The following is a 1,210-nucleotide window of genomic DNA, read 5'->3' on the forward strand; positions in this document are numbered from 1 at the left end:
GGTCCGGTACCCCGGGCTGGCCGCGTCGCGGGTGGCGTTCGGCCGCCGGGCCGGGCTGCGGGGGGCCAAGGGCCCCGGGAGCCGGGGCGCCCGGGCCGGGCGCGCCCCGGCCCCCCCGCGGGGCGGGGGGGGCGCGCCCATTTCGTGCTGTCCGGGACGGGCCGGCGGACCGCCGGTAACGCTTCGACATCAGGTCATTGACACCCCCCGGGCGAGGATCTACGGTCCTCTCAGAGATTGGAAAGTTTCCTAACAGTTCGCACCGCACCCCGTGCACCACGGGCCCGCCCGTACGGAGGAGGATCGAGACGTGACCGACACCACCCGCCCCCCGCTCGCCGGAACGCCCAGCCTGCTCCGCGCCATCAACGACCGGGCCGCACTCGAACTGCTGCTCGCCAACGGCCCGCTCTCGCGCACCCAGATCGGCACCCTGACCGGCCTCTCCAAGCCCACCGCCTCCCAGCTGCTCGGCCGGCTGGAGGCCGCCGGCCTGGTCGTCCCGGTCGGCACCACGGCCGGCGGCCCGGGGCCCAACGCGCAGCTCTACCAGGTCAACCCCGCCGCCGGGTACGTCGCCGGGCTCGACGTCTCCACCACCCACGTCCGGATCGGCGTCGCCGACATCACCGGCACCACGCTGGCCGAGCACCAGGTGGCCACCAAGGGCTGGCCGGCCGCCGCGACCGTGGAGAAGGTCGGCGCCGCCGTCGCCGAGGCCGTCCGGCAGGCCGGGCTCGCCCCCGGCAGCCTGCGCGAAGTGGTGATCGGCGTCCCCGGCGCGCTCGACCCGTCCAGCGGGCGGCTGCGCTACGCCTCCCACCTGCCCGGCTGGCACTCGCCCCGGCTGGTGGCCGGGCTGGAGGAGGCGATCGGCGCCCCGGTCGCGATCGAGAACGACGTCAACCTGGCCGCCATCGCCGAGCAGGCCTTCGGTGCCGCGGCCGGCTGCGAGGACTTCGTGCTGCTCTGGGCCGAGGAGGGCATCGGTGCGGCGATCGTGATCGCCGGCCGGCTGCACCGCGGCTTCACCGGCGGCGCCGGCGAGGTCGGCTACATGCCGGTGCCCGGCGCCCCGGTCGTCCACGACGTGGGGCCGCGGGCCGCCCGCCGCGGGGCGGGGCTGGGGGGGGGCCCCCGGGGGGGGGGGCGGCCCGCCGCGCGCCGCGCCGGGGGCGGGGGGCGCGCCGCCGCCCCCGCACCGGCGCGC

General features: G+C 78.5%; 1 pseudogene. It reads left to right on the forward strand.

Going from position 1 to position 1,210, the window contains the following annotated elements:
* Positions 1–364: 364 nt before the first annotated feature.
* Positions 365–1,210 (forward strand): annotated as a pseudogene (locus tag ACFV0G_RS30800) (ROK family transcriptional regulator); the annotation flags it as partial.

It is taken from the genome of Kitasatospora sp. NPDC059571, assembly GCF_042735675.1.
Classification (GTDB): Bacteria; Actinomycetota; Actinomycetes; order Streptomycetales; family Streptomycetaceae; genus Kitasatospora.